General features: G+C 57.9%; 10 protein-coding genes and 1 pseudogene. 6 read left to right on the top strand and 5 right to left on the bottom strand.

Annotation, left to right across the window (positions count from 1 at the left end; genetic code table 11):
• Window positions 1–89: 89 nt before the first annotated feature.
• The 3 genes from ACEWZM_RS12970 to puuE all read right to left on the bottom strand — a co-directional run bounded on the left by ACEWZM_RS12970 (window position 90) and on the right by puuE (window position 3,623).
• Window positions 90–1,517 carry a uracil-xanthine permease family protein gene (locus ACEWZM_RS12970; RefSeq protein ID WP_414006826.1) on the bottom strand — a complete coding sequence of 476 codons (1,428 nt, stop codon included), beginning with the start codon at window positions 1,515–1,517 and terminating at the stop codon, window positions 90–92.
• Window positions 1,518–1,684: 167 nt separating this feature from the next.
• On the bottom strand, window positions 1,685–2,170 hold the full coding sequence (locus tag ACEWZM_RS12965) for an ureidoglycolate lyase (protein ID WP_414006825.1): 486 nt from the start codon (window positions 2,168–2,170) through the stop codon (window positions 1,685–1,687).
• Between the two features lie 37 nt (window positions 2,171–2,207).
• Complete coding sequence (gene puuE / locus ACEWZM_RS12960; RefSeq protein WP_414006824.1) at window positions 2,208–3,623, bottom strand: allantoinase PuuE; 1,416 nt, start codon at window positions 3,621–3,623, stop codon at window positions 2,208–2,210.
• A 154-nt stretch (window positions 3,624–3,777) separates the two neighbouring features.
• Here puuE and uraH point away from each other — a divergent pair, with 154 nt between their 5' ends.
• Entirely contained in the window at window positions 3,778–4,149 is a 372-nt protein-coding gene (gene uraH, locus ACEWZM_RS12955; RefSeq protein ID WP_414006823.1) for a hydroxyisourate hydrolase, read from the top strand.
• Between the two features lie 73 nt (window positions 4,150–4,222).
• On the opposite strand, the gene ACEWZM_RS12950 is transcribed toward uraH, so the two are convergent.
• The gene (locus ACEWZM_RS12950) at window positions 4,223–5,170 is read right to left on the bottom strand and encodes a LysR family transcriptional regulator (protein ID WP_414006822.1); all 948 of its coding nucleotides are present in this window, start codon (window positions 5,168–5,170) and stop codon (window positions 4,223–4,225) included.
• Between the two features lie 196 nt (window positions 5,171–5,366).
• Between ACEWZM_RS12950 and ACEWZM_RS12945 the strand changes: the two are divergent.
• The 3 genes and pseudogenes from ACEWZM_RS12945 to ACEWZM_RS12935 form a co-directional block, all read left to right on the top strand.
• Window positions 5,367–6,243, top strand: a pseudogene (locus ACEWZM_RS12945) (urate hydroxylase PuuD); the annotation flags it as partial.
• 719 nt (window positions 6,244–6,962) lie between these two features.
• Complete coding sequence (locus ACEWZM_RS12940; RefSeq protein WP_414006821.1) at window positions 6,963–8,732, top strand: autotransporter assembly complex protein TamA; 1,770 nt, start codon at window positions 6,963–6,965, stop codon at window positions 8,730–8,732.
• A complete protein-coding gene (locus ACEWZM_RS12935) occupies window positions 8,729–12,394 on the top strand; it encodes a translocation/assembly module TamB domain-containing protein (protein WP_414006820.1) in 3,666 nt (1,221 codons plus the stop codon). Before ACEWZM_RS12940 ends, ACEWZM_RS12935 begins: the two co-directional genes overlap by 4 nt.
• A 510-nt stretch (window positions 12,395–12,904) precedes the next feature.
• On the opposite strand, the gene ACEWZM_RS12930 is transcribed toward ACEWZM_RS12935, so the two are convergent.
• The gene (locus ACEWZM_RS12930) at window positions 12,905–13,855 is read right to left on the bottom strand and encodes a glucokinase (RefSeq protein WP_414006819.1); all 951 of its coding nucleotides are present in this window, start codon (window positions 13,853–13,855) and stop codon (window positions 12,905–12,907) included.
• 165 nt (window positions 13,856–14,020) lie between these two features.
• Between ACEWZM_RS12930 and ACEWZM_RS12925 the strand changes: the two genes are divergently transcribed.
• Both ACEWZM_RS12925 and ACEWZM_RS12920 read left to right on the top strand, forming a co-directional pair.
• Window positions 14,021–15,139, top strand: coding sequence for a glycosyltransferase family 2 protein (locus tag ACEWZM_RS12925; RefSeq protein ID WP_414006818.1), 1,119 nt, complete (start codon window positions 14,021–14,023; stop codon window positions 15,137–15,139).
• Window positions 15,139–16,122 (top strand): glycosyltransferase family 2 protein, encoded by a 984-nt coding sequence (locus ACEWZM_RS12920; protein ID WP_414006817.1) that lies wholly within the window; start codon window positions 15,139–15,141, stop codon window positions 16,120–16,122. Before ACEWZM_RS12925 ends, ACEWZM_RS12920 begins: the two co-directional genes overlap by 1 nt.
• Window positions 16,123–16,140 lie beyond the last annotated feature (18 nt).

The following is a 16,140-nucleotide window of genomic DNA, read 5'->3' as shown; positions in this document are numbered from 1 at the left end:
AGCGAATTTGGCTGATACAAGAAAGGGGCCGCGCATGTCTGCTCCGGCCCCAAGTTACTAATAACGGGGTTCGTTTAGAGAAATCCGCCTTATTCCCCTGGCAGGCTGCCGCGCCCCTGCCCGGCCAAGCCACCCGATACTTCTTCTGTGGCTTCGCTGGCGAGGTCGACTGGCAACACTAGGTTCAGTACGACCGCTATCAACGCCGCCGGCAACAAGCCCGATGTCATCAGAATACGCAACGTATCCGGCAGATGCTGCACTGCCCCGGGCTCCAGCTGAAGCCCCAGCCCGATAGACAGGGAGATCGCAAAGATCACCATATTTCGGCGGTTCCAGTCGACATCCGACAACATGGAAATACCGGCAGCCACCACCATGCCAAACATAACGATGACACCGCCGCCCAGCACCTCGATCGGGATCGTACGGATGATCGCGCCGACCTTGGGCACCAATCCGCAGATGATCAGGAACAGTGCCCCGATGGTGACGACATGGCGGCTCATCACGCCGGTCATGGCTATCAATCCGACATTCTGACTGAAGGAGGTATTAGGCAGCCCACCGAATACGCCTGCGAGCGCCGAGCCGAAACCATCCGCATAGGTCGCGCCAGAGATTTCCTTGTCGGTGGCCTCTCGTCCGGCACCGCCACGGGCAATCCCGCTGATGTCTCCGACGGTTTCCACGGCGGAAACCAGCCCCATCAAACAGAAGCCGAGGATAGCAGCAAAAGAAAACTCAATCCCGTATTTGAACGGCACCGGCAACGCAAAGGCGCTTGCACGCGACCAGCTCGTGCCAATGGCCTCGACCGTGATCATGCCCATCATCATCGCATAGATATAGCCGACAACCAGTCCCAGCAACACCGCTGAGATTGACAGCATTCCGCGCGTAAAAAACTTCAGCCCAAGGGTAACGATGATCACCACCAAAGCGGCGGACCAATTGAGCAGTGACCCGTATTCAGGTGTGCCGATCGCAGGTACCCCGCCGGCGGCGTATTGGATGCCCACCTTGACCAGCGCAAGGCCAATCATGGTGACCACCAGACCAGTAACCAACGGCGGTAGGGCAAACCGGATACGTCCGATCACCAAACCCAGTGCGGCATGAAAAAGCCCCCCAATCAGCACCCCGCCAAACAATGCAGCCAACGCATCAACGCCCTTGCCCGCAACCAGCGGAATCATAATCGGCAGGAACGCAAAGCTGGTGCCCTGAACAATAGGCAACGCCGCACCAACCGGGCCGATTGTCAGCGTCTGCAATAGGGTCGCCGCCCCGGCAAACAGCATCGACATCTGGATCAAGTAAAGAAGTTCAGGAAAATCAGGCGAGTTGGAGCCAAATCCAAACCCGGCCGCACCAGCCACGATGATAGCGGGAGTGACGTTTGATACGAACATTGCCAGTACATGCTGAATACCCAGCGGTATCGCCTTTGCCAGCGGTGGGGTGTAGTTAGGATCGCGCAGCTGAGCTGGCGTCCCTATTGAGCCATTGGCCATTTATTTTCCCTCTCTGTTTACAGATATTGGACCGTCGATTGGGGTCTCTAGTTTTTGGTTTTGTCGTTTTTCTATCGTCTTGTTTTCGACACTCTCATTTCGTGGAGTGGCTGATAAAAAAGAAAAAAGCGCATCGCTGTCAGGAGCGCTGCGCTTTTTGAATTTGGTCAGGGTCTGGCCACCTGATATGGGCTTTCGAACCAATGTTCTTCCAGATTGCCCCCCTGTCCGATGCGATCAACCACTGCAAACAAGCCTGGCGCGCTCAGGGGTGTCAGCACTCCGTGCCACGTGCCGCGATGGAAGTTGATCGCCTGCCCTGGTGTTGTTTCAAAGGCGATTGGCAGGCCCGGGGCTGCGTCCTCATCAGCGGCGACGATCACCAGAAAGCCAGTTTCGCTCATCGGAACAAAAGCCTGACTGCCATCGGGGTGGCGTTCCATCATCAACAGTGGCATCGGAAGCGCGCGAGGTTCGGCATTGAACAGGCTGAGCCCGGCCTGCCCATCACCGAAATCAAGTTCAGCGCGGTCGTGGTATCGCCCGCATAAACCCTGATTGATGATTTTGTCCGGTGCGCCGCTGCAATCAATAAGGTCACCGTATGAGGCGAAGGCCTCGGCGGAGATTGGCTGAATGTTGATGGTTCTCATGTGCCAGCCTCGGTCTTTTTGCATTTGCTATCATGAGTCATGGCAAAATATCCTGTAGCCGGAACTCCGCGATACGTTCGACCTGACGGCAGGCCTCGGCAAATTCGGTCTCGCGATCATGATCGATGCGTCGCTCAAACGCCGCGAGGATCGCCGATTTGTCATGGTCACGCACCGCGATGATGAAGGGGAACCCGTGTTTTTCCACATATGCGGTGTTCAACTGAGTAAACCGCATGCGCTCTTCGTCTGTCAGCGCGTCCAACCCGGCAGAGGCCTGTTCGCTGGTACTTTCTGCAGTCAGACGCTTGGCCGCGGCCAGTTTACCGGCCAAATCGGGATGAGCGGTGAGAACACCCAAGCGTTCGTCTTCGCTAGCGGAACGGAACATCCGACTCAGCGCATTGTGCAGGCCTGCCGCGCGATCATGCGCCGGACCGAGCTCTAATCCATGCGCCCGCGCAGCAATCCATGGCGAATGTTCAAAGATGCCGCCGTAAGCCTCGACAAAGCGGGCTTGCGTCATCTGGCTTGGTCGTTCGCGGCGTTGGTGCGGATGCGTTTTGGCCCAATGGTCCGCGATCTCAATCCGGCGCGGGCACCAGACGCCATCAAATCCGCGGACATAGTCAAGGAAACGTTTGAGCCCTGCCGCCTTGCCCGGACGGCCGATCAGACGACAGTGCAACCCAACCGACATCATCTTGGGCGCGCCCTGTCCACCTTCGGCATATAGTAGGTCGAACGCGTCTTTGAGGTACTGATAGAACTGCTCCCCGGTGATGTACCCAGGAGCAGTGGCAAAACGCATGTCGTTGGCTTCCAACGTATAGGGAATAATCAACTGGTCCCGCGCGCCGACCTCAAGCCAATAGGGAAGATCATCGTCATAGGTGTCAGAGATGTAGTCGAACCCGCCTTCCTCAGCGGCCAGACGCACGGTGTTTCCACTGCATCGGCCAGTATACCATCCCCGCGGGCGCTCTCCGACAACCTCGGCGTGTAGGCGGATGGCCTCATTGATAGCCACGCGCTCCTCGGCCTCTGCCATGTCCTTGTGCTCGACCCACTTCAGCCCATGGGAGGCGATTTCCCAATCAGCTGCTTTCATCGCTGCAACCTGCTCGGGCGAGCGCGCCAATGCGCTGGCTACGCCGTAGATCGTGACCGGGATATCCGCGTTTGTGAACATCCGATGCAGACGCCAGAACCCAGCCCGCGCGCCGTAATCGTAGATCGATTCCATGTTCCAGTGGCGTTGCCCAGGCCAGGATGCTGCGCCAGCAATGTCGGACAGAAATGCCTCTGATCCTGCGTCGCCATGCAGGACATTATTCTCCCCACCCTCTTCGTAGTTCAACACGAACTGCACAGCGACCTTGGCGTTGCCCGGCCAGGCGGCCTCAGGCGGCGTCGCGCCATATCCGATCATGTTGCGGGGATATCTCTTCATTGCGCAAGCGCCTCTTTCCAAACAACCGTCGGTCATTACTATGGCAGAAGGCCTCAGCGATTTTTCAAATTTTCCCGAATACACTATCAGATCTGGCAGGTTTGCAGCTTTTGTCCGCATAAGGCAGAGGTAGCCCACAGTAGGAGGACATAAAATGAGCACAACCACCGATCCCGGCTATCTCACTACCCATGTACTGGATACCGCACGGGGTTGCCCGGCTGAAGGGTTGCCAATCCACCTCTACCGACTCGATGCTACTGGGCGCACCGAACTTGCTGTGATGCAGACCAATTCCGACGGGCGGACCAACAGCCCCATATTGCCCAAGAGTGATTTCGCAACCGGCCTATACGAGCTGGTGTTCAAAGCCGGAGACTATCTGCGCACAAGCGGCCAGGCCGCAGAGGGCTTACTGTTTCTGGACGAGGTTCCGATCCGCTTTGGAATCACTGACGCAAGCGCGCACTATCATGTGCCACTGTTGCTCTCACCCTTTGGCTACTCCACCTATCGCGGCAGCTGATTGAGGCTTGCGGTCTACTGATCCGCATTATGTGGCAGCGTAGCCATCAGACTGCGCCTTTGGTCGTCACCCTTCAGGAATCCATGGCTTCAGGTTCGGAAGGGTTTGCCGTGCCGTCATCGCGCAGAGCCGATGCCAATCGCGCAGTCATGTATTCCATAAACAACCGCGTCTTGGGGTCCTGGTGGCGACGATGCGTATAGAGACACGCCAGTTGAACCGGCACTGGCGGCGTCGCCTCGGCCACTGGCACCAGTCGCCCGGCAGCTAGATGTTCGGCAACCTCGAACCTTGGCTTCAACACCACGCCCTCGCCTGCCAGCGCCCAATCGGTCAGCACATCGCCGTCATCGCATTCATAGCGCCCACTGACCGCAAACCGCCGCGGGCCGTCGCTGGTCTCCAAGAGCCATTGAAACTCACTTGCGCCGGGATAACGCAGGTTCAAGCAGTTATGCCCGTCCCGCAAAAGAGCATCGCCATCAGCCGGTGACCCCCGCCGCGCAACATAATCCGGCGCAGCACAGAGGACACGCTGACAGTCTGCGATCTTTCGAATGCGCAGATTGCTGTCTTCGGGTTGACCCAGAAAGAATGCAAGATCCAGCCCCTCGCTGGTCAGGTCCACTGCGCGGTCCGAGAGCCGTAACCGGAGATCGATCTCAGGATAGGTCGCCAGAAACTCTGGCACTTGCGGCGCAAGTAGCCGACGCCCTAATCCAAGAGGAGCAGCAACAAACAACGTCCCGCGCGGCGTGTCGGTCAGATGCATCACCTTTGCTTCCGCTACGTCCACGGCATCCAGCACAGCAACGGCCCCGTCGTAGAACGCGCGACCCTGTTCCGTGGCGGTCAGATTTCGGGTCGTGCGTTGGAACAGGCGCACACCGAGGTAGTCTTCCAACTGGGAAATCCGCGCTGAGGTAACCGCAGGCGACACCCGCAGATCACGCCCGGCGGCGGACATAGATCCCAGTTCATAAACCCGGACAAAGGTTCGGATATTGTCGAGATAGGACATGACAGAGGCCTGCGATTGTTCCAGAATTTTTGATACAGTTTGGCAGTATATGGGAATACCGAAGAAACCCTGCTTTGCATAGTGTGGCTGGACCACGCCATGGGTGGTGTGTTTACACCGACCTCACCTGCGACAAATGGCTGCTAACTTGGCCCTGGCTGACGCTAGCCTTGATCAAAAGAAGGATAGGATCTGAATGTTTGAGCTGCTGATGATGTGGGATTGGCTGGGATTTGCCATCCGGTGGCTGCATGTCATCACCGCCATGGCATGGATCGGCTCGTCGTTTTACTTCATCGCGCTCGATTTGGGCCTGCGCAAAGCGCCGGATCTACCGCTGGGCGCTCATGGCGAGGAGTGGCAGGTCCATGGCGGCGGCTTTTATCACATCCGTAAATATCTGGTCGCCCCCGCCGAAATGCCGGATCACCTGACGTGGTTCAAATGGGAAAGCTATATGACATGGCTTTCGGGATTTGCGCTGTTGATGGTGGTTTATTGGGTTGGCGGAGAGCTGTATCTGATTGATCAGTCAAAGGCGGATCTAACGCTGTGGCAGGGCATCCTGATCTCAGCGGCGACACTATCGGTGGGCTGGCTGGTCTATGACCACCTGTGCAAGTCCGGTCTGGCTGACCGCCCTACGCTGCTGATGGTGCTGTTATTCGTGATGCTGGTGGCAATGGGTTGGGGGCTCAACCAGGTGTTCACTGGTCGCGCCATGATGCTGCATTTGGGTGCGTTTACTGCCACCATCATGACCGCGAATGTGTTTTTCATTATCATGCCGAACCAGCGCATCGTGGTTAAGGATCTGCAGGAAGGTCGCAGCCCAGATTCCAAGTACGGCAAGATTGCCAAGCTCCGCTCCACCCATAACAATTACCTGACGCTACCAGTCGTCTTTCTGATGCTGTCGAACCACTATCCGCTGGCCTTTGCCAGTGAATACAACTGGCTGATCGCTGCATTGGTGTTCCTGATGGGCGTCACCATCCGGCATTATTTTAACACTCGCCATGCTCGCACCGGGGATCCGACCTGGACATGGCTTGCTACGGCGTTGTTATTTCTGGGCGTGATCATCCTGTCGTCTTTGGGGCTGGAGCACGAAGGCGATGATGCACCGCAAGAAGCGGCACTTACAGGCACAGCCCTGACCATGGCCAATACTGCGGGCTTCGAGGAAGTGCATGAGATCGTCATGGGGCGCTGCAGTATGTGCCACGCGCGCGAGCCTTTCTGGGATGGCATTCGCACCGCCCCTAAGGGTGTTCTTTTGGAAACCGAAGGTGACGTTGCCCGGCGCGCGGGCGAAATTTACCTGCAGGCGGGTGTAACCCATGCGATGCCCCCAGCCAATATCACCTATATGGAACCTGAAGACCGCGCCGCAATCCGCCGCTGGTTCCGCGCGGCGCAAATGTAGGCCACTGGACTAAACCAGTAGAAGCATGTCCTGCTGCACCCCCTCGACCCAGGCGATCTCGGACATGCTTGCAAATACTCTAGCGATCTGTCGAAGTGTTGAACGGAAAACGGCCTGGGAACACTGTGTGATCCATTGACGTTTCACACTAGGTTAACCCTATGTTAGGACTATTCTCGGCCCTTCGCCTCGAAAGCGTCCGCACATTCGCCCGAGGCTCGCGGCCGACCTTGTAGTCCGCCCGGAGCGCCCATGTTCAATCGCCGATCAAACTGCCGCTCCGACAGTCGTATATCTCATCGATGCCACGCGGCCTGTTGCAACTGCAAACCCAAGCTGATCGGCATAATTGGACAGATCAGCTTGGCCGCCACTATCTGCCTTAGCAGTGCTGCTGCACTGTCTGCGGCGGACACACGGTTGGTAGCCCCCGGATCAGATGGTGATCTGCGTGACCTGTTGCAGGATGCCTCAGCCACGCTGGCAACAAGTGCCCGAGGCGAAACCGAGGTCCAACCGCTGATGGCCGCCGCGCTGTCGGATTATCGCACTTTGGTGCAAGTGCTCTATGATCAGGGGTATTTCTCACCCGTAGTCCAGATTAACGTTGACGGACGCGAAGCAGCGCGCATCCAGCCACTGAGCCTCCCACGTGAGATCAAATCCATTGAAATCACAGTCAAGGCAGGCCGGAAATTCACTTTCGGCACCGCAAGACTGACACCGCTGCCCTCAAAGCGCGAGGTGGAGGTCCCGGAAGAGTTCGCCACCGGCCGCACCGCCACCACCGCAGTGCTGCGAGATGCGGCCAACGCCGGGGTGGAGAACTGGCGGCATGCGGGCCATCCTCAGGCCAAGGTCGGAGATCAGTCGATCACCGCCAACCATGTGGAAGCAAGGCTGAATGCCGAACTCCGGCTCGCCCCGGGCCCGCAGTTGCGCTTTGGCAGCCTGAAACTAGCAAATCCCTCTGCTGTACGTGCCGAAGCGATCCAGCGGATCGCGGGTTTTCCGACTGGTGAGGTGTTTCACCCCGATCTACTGACACGATCAGCTACACGATTGCGCCGCACAGGCGCGTTTTCAGCGGTCACAATTCGACCAGCCGAACACGCCAATCCGGATGGTACATTGGACTATATTGCCCGGATCGAGGACCAACCCCCAAGACGTTTTACCTTTGGTGCAGAGCTCAGCTCTTCCGACGGGCTTGAGATCAGCGGATCATGGATGCATCGCAACCTGTTTGGCGGAGCAGAGCGTCTGCGGTTCGAGGCACGCCTCTCTGGCATAGGCAGTGCCAATGACCTGGGCGGACGCGTCGCACTACGCCTGGACCAGCCCGCCGCCTTTGGCCCTGATGACAGTCAGTTCTACCTGCTGGAAGCCGAAAAGCTCGATGAAGAACATTACACCGCCGTCCGTGGATTGGGCGCGGTTGGGATCCGCAGGGTCTACTCTGAGAAGTTATTCGCCGAGGTCTCGATTGGTTTTGAGAGCATTCTGGCAGAAGATGTTTTTGGCAAGCGACGTTTCAAGTATGCCGTCGGACAATTGCGGGCCGAATATGATGGACGCGATAACAGCCTAAGCGCCACAAGCGGCTACTACCTGGATGCCCGCGCTGTACCATTCATTGGCATTGACGGCAGCAGGTCAGGGGTACAGTTGAAATTCGATGGCCGCGCTTACAAAGGCTTCGGCAAAGAAGGGCGCATTGTACTGGCTGGACGGTTACAGATGGGTTCCGTGATCGGCCCGGCCCTGTCTGAGGTATCTCCGACATTGTTGTTCTATTCTGGCGGTGCCGGATCCGTACGGGGACAAGAATTCCAATCGCTTGGAGTGCCCGCTGTGGGCGGCACATCTGGCGGGCGAGGCTATCTGGCACTCTCGGGCGAGGTGCGCGGCCGCATTGGCGAGAAAGTCACCCTTGTCGGGTTCTACGACGTGGGTCTGGTGGACGCAGACAGCTTTGTTTCTTCTGATTCAGCCCGCCACGCCGGGGCAGGCGTCGGACTGCGCTATGATGTGGCCGGGATCGGCGCCATCCGTCTGGATCTGGCCTATCCGGTGGATGGCGGCAGCGACGACGGGCTGCAATTCTACATCGGCATAGGACAGGCATTTTGAAACATCTCATCCCAGCTCTGAGTCCTACCGCCTTCCTGTCGCCACTGTTGTTAACGGCGGCACTGTCTTTTGCTCCGACTGATGTTGCCGCACAGTCAGAAGAGGAGCCCGGCGGGTTACTAGTCGACTTTCTGGAAAACACGCTGTCCGGCGATAGCAGAGCGATCCGGGTTACGGGGCTCGAGGGCGCACTGTCCTCTCAGGCGACGTTAGAGAAGCTGACGGTGGCCGATAGCGAAGGCATCTGGCTGACCATCGAAGGTGCCGAGCTGGACTGGAACCGCCTTGGATTGCTGCGCGGCAATTTTTCCGTAAACGCGCTGAAAGCGGATCGCATTCACATCGAACGCGCGCCTACGGCCCCTATTCAAGACCCGGACCTGCCTACGCCCGAGGCCGCGCCTTTCCAGCTGCCGGAATTACCTGTGTCGATCAATATCGGCGAAATTAAGGTTGAGCGCCTCACCCTTGGGCAGGATCTGGTTGGGGTCGCGGCAGTGCTAAGCCTTGATGGCTCAATGAGCCTGGCCGATGGCGCACTCGACAGTGCGTTGCAAATCACCCGATTGGACCGCGATAGCGACACGCTCAAGCTTGCGGCCGGCTTTGCCAATGAAACTGGCAACATAAAGATAGACATGGTTCTTCAGGAGGACGACGGCGGATTGGTCTCCTCCGCGCTGAAGTTACCCGGCGGCCCCGATATACGTCTGGCTCTGCAGGGCAATGGCCCGGTTGAAGACTTCACCGCCGAGCTCTCCTTGGATACGGATGGTGCCCGTCGTCTCGGCGGGACGCTGGTATTGGCACCCGCGGGCGATGCGCCTGCGGACCCAAGTCAAGGCAGCCGCCCAATCGGGTTTCGAGCAGATCTGAACGGCGATATCACGACGCTGGTTGATCCGGTTTATCAACCCTTCTTCGGGCCGGACATGCGTGCCCGGCTGCGCGGCCAGACCCGCGCCATGGGCGGGGTCATGGTCCACGATCTGGCGCTCTCCACCCGGGCGCTTGAAGTTTCGGGGTTGCTGGAGGTCGCCGCCGGAGGTTTGTTGGAAAGCGCGGATCTACGCGCTGGTGTGACCCCGCCTGACGGGCAAGCGGCCGTGGTTTTGCCCGTGGCTGGAGGGTCGACGACCGTCGCCGATCTCTCGCTACATGTAGAAAAAGCTGCAGGCAACGACTGGACAGTGGCCGCGCTGATGAACCGGCTCAGCAATCCTGCCCTGCGCATTGACAAGGCTGAATTGGAGATGACCGGCACCCTAGACCAAACCAGTGGCCTAGCGTTGGATGGACAGATCGCCGCCGCATTGACCGGGCTGGTCCCCACAGACACCGCGCTTGCACATGCCCTGGGTCAGGCGGCAACATTTGACGGGCAGATCACCACCGACGGCCCAGGCGCATTGCGTATTACAAACATGCTGGTGCTTGGTGCAGATTATGGCGCAACTGGCTCACTGACGGTTGACGGCTTGGAAAGCGGGTTGCGCATCGTCGCTGATGTCGAAGCGAACGCTCAGAACCTTGCCCGGTTTTCCGCACTGGCCGGACAGTCTCTGGAGGGGCGGATGACCGCTACCGCGGTTGGTACTGCAACGCCACTATCGGGTGCTTTCGATATTGATATGTCGGTTCTTGGTCAGGACCTTTCAGCCGGATTACCCCCTGTCGACGACCTAATTGGCGGCACGACCACTATCGCACTGAAAGCAGCGCGGGACGAGACCGGTCTGCGGATCGACCAATTTGAATTGAACGCCAAAGCCCTCTCGGCACAGGCCAATGGCCAGTTGGGCAGCACCACTGGCAACCTCACCTTGGCTGCGACGCTGAAACAGCTCGAAAACATACTGCCGCAGGCCCCTGGAGCGCTGGAGTTCAGCGCCAATGTTTCCCGCGAAAACCAGACCTTTTCTGGTATCGCAGAGTTGAGAGGCCCAAAGTCGTCCCATGCGGAGCTGACAGGCCAAATGAATGTCAACGGCGACGGGGATCTGGATTTCGGGGCCGCAATCAATGCGCTGGAACGGTTTGTACCGACGCTTGCAGGATCACTGAATGCCACCGGCACCGCAAGTCGCCGCTCCGGTATCTGGACATTCGATGGCGGCGCCAAAGGCCCCGCCGGGCTTTCAGCGGATCTGGAGGGTACCGTCTCTGAAAACAAGGGCGACGCAGACATCACCTTTGACGCGTTGGTCGCTGAAGTGCAGCGGTTTGTACCCGGCCTTCCCGGACGGTTGACGGCCGACGGCACCGCCCGCCGCCGCGATGGAATCTGGCAGATCAATAGCCGCGCACTTGGCCCTGCAGGTGTCACAAGCACCGTTGCGGGTAGCTGGGATGAGCTGCAGGGCCGCGCCGATATCAGTGCAAAGGGGCAATTGCGGTTGGAAGGGCTAAACCCTTTTATCGCGCCCAATCTGGTCCGAGGACCGGCGCAATTTGATATGTCGCTCAAAGGTGAGCCAACGCTTGCGAACCTCAAAGGTCGGATCAGCACCAACGGGACATCGCTTGCCATTCCCGCCGCTGCACAGCGGATAGATGCGATCAATGCAACCGTCTCTATTGCGCAATCCAGAGCCAATATTCAGCTGACGGCGCAGCCTCGCGATGGCGGTCAGCTGCGTGTCAGCGGCCCTGTGGGCATGAAAGCGCCCTTTGACGCACGGCTGCAGATTGCACTCTCCAATGTTGGATTAAGCGATCAGCTTTCTTATGAAACCGAGCTTTCTGGCGCACTGACCCTTGCGGGCGGTCTGATAGGAACCAATCGGCTGTCAGGGCGCATTGATGTCGGTGAGACCAATATCAACCTCGCGACTGCTGGCGGATCCGTAACCGCTGCCCCCATCCCGGAGATACGCCACCGAGGCGAATCAGGCGAGGTCCGCCGGACCCGTACGCGCGCTGGACTGACCAATAGCGGCAGCAGCGGCGGCGGCGGGTCTGGCAGAACCCTTCTGGACGTGCAGATCAGCGCACCAAATCGTATCAATGCCCGCGGTCGCGGAGTAAGAGCCGAGTTGGGTGGGCAGATCCAGCTGCGCGGCAGCACTGCGAACCTCGCGCCATCAGGTCAGATCAGCCTGATCCGGGGCACTGTCGATATCCTAGGGCGTCGCCTTGATCTGGACGAAGGTAGGATCACGTTACAGGGCGATCTGCGACCTTACCTGCTCCTGCGTTCGTCGGCGGCGACATCAGAAGGTACAGCGACGTTGGAGCTTTCTGGCCTTATCGACAATCCGACCATCAAGGTAACATCAGAACCGGAGCGGCCCAGCGAAGAGGCCTTGGCGCTTTTGTTGTTTGGCGACAATATTCAGGATCTCTCTCCCTTGGCGCTGGCGCGTCTGGCCAGTTCGGTCGCGACGCTGAGCGGTCGCGGTGGCAGCAACCGGGCAGAAGATAAGCTACGTGATGAAACTGGTGCCAATAACGTCGAGCTAGGCCTCGACAATATTGGCGCAGGCTTGTTGAACATCGGCGGGTATGTTTCGGAAAACGTCTATACCGATCTTAATGTGAACACCCGTGGCGACAGCGAATTGAGCATCAACTTAGATGTAAACAAGAGCCTGACGGTTACGGGCAAAGTCGACGGCGAAGGCGAAACCGGTATCGGACTGTTTTTTAAACGCGACTACTGACTGACTCCCTGGAGCGCTGGATCGTACTTCGACAACAGTGATCCAGAGAGCCCTAGTCGCTAGCTGAAACCTACTAAACTAATTTAGTAGGCACTTGCTCAAGCGCTCGTCCAGAGCCGCAAGGACTAGAGAAAATGGACACCACAAGGACATCGCCCTCAGTCATGGGCAGCTGGGAAACTACTCCAGCCAACATGATAATAACAGTAGTTCTCGGTATGTTGTTTTTCTACCTATGGATTAGGCACCTGATTTTTGCCCTAATGTTCATGGATATAATCGTTGGCTGGCTGCGCAGGTTTGAATGGTTTCCGAAAGAAGGAAAACGCCGCAAAGCAATCATCCATTGGATCATTGCAATAGTCAGGTTCTTTGGCTTCCTTACAACGGCAGGTTCTGTCGGTTGGTTAGACGTCGCTCCGCGGCGATAACCGACAGAAATAAAACGGATATGTATCGACTCAGAATAAGTTCAATGCATGTTGAAAAGTACTTCCGAACCTCACCCGATCATTCAGTACCACTTGCCATTTCGATCGCGAAACGCGCTGCGCCGCTGACACCTGCCGCATCATCTGTGATCAACCACAGTGGCGTGGTTTCACAACGGCTCTGTACGCCGGTGGAGGGCTGCAGAAAACTGTCGAGGAAAATCTCACAGGCCTGGGTCCCAAGCACGCCACGTGCCACACTGCCTGCAAAGAAAATCCCCTGCCCCGGCATATAGGTCGGGACCAATTCGCGGGCAAAGTCGCCCAGAAGCCGCGCCCAGCTGGTTACGGTTTGCGCGGCCGGGCTATCAGAGTCCGCAACATAGTCCGCAACGATCTGCGCGCCCCCTTCGGCAGCGACACCATGCAGAGCCTGATGATAACGTACCAAACCTCGACCTGAAAAAAGATCCTCATTGGTCGCAAATTCATCTGCCTTCTCTGCCAGAAGCCCGCGCAGAGAACAGGACACAGGTGCCGACAGGCTTGTGTGGCCCATTTCCGCCTCCGCAGTCTGGCCATTGATCGACAAAGACACGTTAAAACCAGTGCCGATACCCGCCACCAGCGCTTGTTTGCCACGCTGATGTCCCGCCCGCAACGACGCCAGCTGACCCGGGATCAGGGCTGGAAGTGAATGACCCAATGCGGCCAGATCATTGATAACATCGACGCGGGCGCCTTCAGAAAGCTGAAGCTGCTGGGCCAAGTCAGCAGCAGTGCCCTGCCAGTTTCTATTGGTGAGTTGGTATTCATTGCCATAGACCGGACCGGCAACTGCGATGCAGGCCCCGGCCAGCGATGGCAAATCAGGCTGTGCACAATACGCCGCCAACACATCATCAAGGCTCGCAAAGCTATCGTTGGCGAAACTTTGTAGGGCGGTGACCCCAATTTCAGGACCGGCAAGGGCAAGCCGCGTATTGCTGCCGCCCACATCGCCAACCAGCACTGTCATGTCCGAGCCCATGTGCTCTGCCTTTCTGAATGTCAGATTTTTTTGCGAGACACTGCCGCATTCAGCGCCGAATTGCAATTCTGGCCGCGGTCATAGTTTTAGCGCTAACATAATGCAATAGGCTTGCCACGGCGAGGTGTTTTTGCACAGTTTGCATCAGCCTTTTCAGGAGTCCCGATGTCAGGCATAGAAGATCACACCAGCGATGACGCACCGGTCTCTACCGGTGGAGTGCGCGAGCGGTTGCTGTCACGCCTTACCCGATGGCTGGATGACAATATCACCCTGCCTTTGGACCGGCTGCGTTTTCGGGCATCTGTCCGACATCTGTCTGGGCCGCGACATAACCAGACATCACGGGAGGCCGTTACAGTGGTCGCGCTGGTGCGTGACGGTTCCTATTACCTTGATGTGTTTCTGGCCCACTACCGTGCACTTGGTGTCGCGCATTTCGTATTCTGCGACACCGGCTCCAGCGATGACACATTGACCCGACTGGCTCTGGCACCAGATGTCACGGTGTTGCAATCGCGCTTGCCCTGGGGGCGATTTGAAAACATGTTTCGCGGCTACGCCGCCAGCAACTTCTGCGCCGATCGCTGGTGTCTCTTTGCCGATATGGATGAAATCCTTGAGTTTGAAGGGCAAGAACAGCTCGGTCTCTCGGGGTTAGTCGGTTATCTGGACCGTCATGGGTATACTGCGATGATGGCTCAGATGTTGGAGATGTTCCCGGAGGCCCCGCTGCGATCGGTAGCGCAGCTGTCTTACCCAGAAGTACAGCAGACATTCTGTCACTATGATATCACGGCAGTCCGTGCAGTGCCCTATCATGATGCCTCAACAGGATTGGAATTTTTTCTGACACAGAACGAGCTGCCAGACAGTACTGAGCCGAAAATGCAATTTGGTGGCATTCGTGGAGCCGTTTTTGCTGAGCGCTGCTGCCTAAGCAAACATCCTTTGGTGTATGTCGGTGACGGCGTCATCCCGGCTGTTCACCCACATCTATCAACCGGCGTGAAGGTGGCCGATACAATGGCAGTGCTGAAACACTATAAGTTCGCCAATGATCCGATGGCACGGGATCAGGCCTCACTTTCAACGTCGGCCATTTCGCATGGCGAGGATGCGCTGCGCGTTGCAGGGTTTGCTGCATCGCCCGACCTGACGCTGTGGTCGCCGGCCGCGCTGCGCTACGACAGACCGCAAGCCGGTTCAGAAACCGGACCTGAACAGCTGCGCAAAGCCGGTTTCCTGCGCGTTTCCCCGCGCTATTTGGCGGAGCTTAACTGATGACAACCAACACCACACCAGTGCTGGCGGCAGAGGCACAGCCATATGTCGATGCGGTCATCATTGGCCGCAACGAAGGCGCGCGACTGCTGGCATGTCTGCGCAGCTTGCAAGATCAGGTGCGACAAGTGATCTATGTCGATAGCGGCTCAAGTGATGGTTCGGCCGCCGCAGCCGAGGCGATGGGTGTCAAAGTGATCAGCCTCGATATGAATGAGAGATTCACTGCAGCGCGTGCACGCAATGCCGGGCTGGCTCATCTCGACGGAGATTGCGCATATGTACAGCTGGTGGACGGCGATTGCGAAGTAGTTCCGGGCTGGGTCGCGACCGCGACCGCGCGACTAGACGCAGATCCTCAGCTGGCAGTGGTCTGTGGGAGACGACGTGAACGTCATCCTGAGGCCTCAGTCTACAACCAACTCTGCGACTACGAATGGGACACGCCGGTCGGCCCGGCAAAAGCCTGCGGTGGAGATGCCTTGATGCGGTTGCGGGCTCTGCAAGAGGTTGGCGGCTATCGCAACGATCTGATCGCAGGCGAAGAGCCCGAGCTGTGCCTGCGTCTGGCGCGCGCCGGTTGGTCGATATGGCGCGTGGAGGCCGAAATGACCCTACACGATGCCCAGATGACGCGATTTGCGCAATGGTGGCAGCGTAGCCGCCGCGCCGGATTTGCCTTTGCGGAAGGGGCCGCCCTGCATGGGGCAGGTCCGGAGCGCCATTGGGTGGCTGAAACCCAGAGAGCGTTGATTTGGGGCGCGGGTATCCCGCTCATCATTGTCGTGTTGCTGATGTTCTCTGGCTGGGCATTGCTGTTCTCCGTGATTTATCCAACTCAATGGCTTCGACTGTCTGCCCGGATGGGCCGCCGCCGCGCATATTATTCCTTGCTTGGTAAATTTGCCGAGGCACAAGGCGCACTGGAGTATCATTGGCTGCGGCTGCGGGGGCGCAACCGCGGTTTGCTGGAATATAAATAAAATAGCCGTCGGGCGACC

The sequence above is a fragment of the Phaeobacter cretensis genome (assembly GCF_047372505.1).
Taxonomy (GTDB): Bacteria; Pseudomonadota; Alphaproteobacteria; order Rhodobacterales; family Rhodobacteraceae; genus Phaeobacter; species Phaeobacter cretensis.
The sequence above is the reverse complement of the archived record's forward strand: the minus strand, read 5'-3'. Positions and strand labels throughout refer to the sequence as shown.

Excerpts from the sequence above, each read along its gene's own strand:
- ACEWZM_RS12970 (WP_414006826.1), bottom strand. The coding sequence starts at position 1,517 with ATGGCCAATGGCTCAATAGGGACGCCAGCTCAGCTGCGCGATCCTAAC.
- ACEWZM_RS12965 (WP_414006825.1), bottom strand. The coding sequence starts at position 2,170 with ATGAGAACCATCAACATTCAGCCAATCTCCGCCGAGGCCTTCGCCTCA.
- puuE (WP_414006824.1), bottom strand. The coding sequence starts at position 3,623 with ATGAAGAGATATCCCCGCAACATGATCGGATATGGCGCGACGCCGCCT.
- uraH (WP_414006823.1), top strand. The coding sequence starts at position 3,778 with ATGAGCACAACCACCGATCCCGGCTATCTCACTACCCATGTACTGGAT.
- ACEWZM_RS12950 (WP_414006822.1), bottom strand. The coding sequence starts at position 5,170 with ATGTCCTATCTCGACAATATCCGAACCTTTGTCCGGGTTTATGAACTG.
- ACEWZM_RS12930 (WP_414006819.1), bottom strand. The coding sequence starts at position 13,855 with ATGGGCTCGGACATGACAGTGCTGGTTGGCGATGTGGGCGGCAGCAAT.
- ACEWZM_RS12925 (WP_414006818.1), top strand. The coding sequence starts at position 14,021 with ATGTCAGGCATAGAAGATCACACCAGCGATGACGCACCGGTCTCTACC.
- ACEWZM_RS12920 (WP_414006817.1), top strand. The coding sequence starts at position 15,139 with ATGACAACCAACACCACACCAGTGCTGGCGGCAGAGGCACAGCCATAT.